Here is an 899-nt window from a genome sequence, read left to right on the forward strand (position 1 = left end):
TGTAGGTAAAAAAGTTATTATCAGATACAATGCTTTTCATATAGACTATCTTCATGTATATTACAAGGAAAAATATTTTGGTACGGCAAAAGTTATTGATTTAAAAACACAAAGACACAAAAATGTTGTTGGTATACCTGAAGAATCTGGATATGAAAGTGATATATCAAAATTATACTTTAAAAATATTAAAAGCAGGTATCAAAAATATCTTGAAAATCAACTTCAAATTGATATTGATAAAAATATTTCAGGAGAAAATCTTCAAATTAAAGAAACAAATCATCCTATTAGACCACCTGTTGAAGCAACTGTAACAATTAAAAGAGATGAATTTATTGATATTGTTAAAACTTCTATAGGACTAAAAGAACTAACATTCCAAGAAAAAGGAAAGCTTAATGAGTTGTGGGATACTTTCAAAGAATTTAATAAAGATATTTTAGTGTCAATATTAAAAGACTTGTCTGAAAAAACAAAAGATTTTAACAGAAACTTTTTATATTATATTGCTCAAATACGTTTAAATTACATAGAAAAATTATCTAAACTCGAGAAGGAGAATAAGTATGAATAATATTTTAAAACCAATATGTGAACATTTTTCAATTTGTAATATGCCCTTTATACAAAGGTCTAAAACACCTTTTGAAAGTGAAAACTTTTTAAAGAATCGTACATTTTTATCACCAGCATTTTTTTCAAGACATTTAATGGTTGTGACAGGTGCAGCAGGTTCCGGAAAAACTTCTCTTTTGTTTTATTTAATAAATGAACTGGATCCATCATATTTTAGAATTTGCCATGTAGAACTTTCAAGTCCCAACAAAAAAGCTTTATACAAAACTATTGCTGTCAAGATGGGGTTAACTCCTTCATACAATGCAGACGATATTAAG

At 26.8% G+C, this 899-nt stretch carries 2 protein-coding genes; both read left to right on the top strand.

Annotation, left to right across the window (positions count from 1 at the left end; all coding sequences use genetic code 11):
• A partial coding sequence (locus RBH29_RS17765) for a hypothetical protein (RefSeq protein ID WP_306698347.1) occupies nt 1-577 on the top strand: 577 nt, incomplete at its 5' end.
• Nucleotides 570-899: ATP-binding protein (locus tag RBH29_RS17770; protein ID WP_306698348.1), on the top strand; the 330-nt coding region annotated here is incomplete at its 3' end. The genes RBH29_RS17765 and RBH29_RS17770, both read left to right, overlap by 8 nt.

Source organism: Herbivorax alkaliphila, assembly GCF_030848475.1.
GTDB lineage: Bacteria > Bacillota > Clostridia > Acetivibrionales > Acetivibrionaceae > Herbivorax.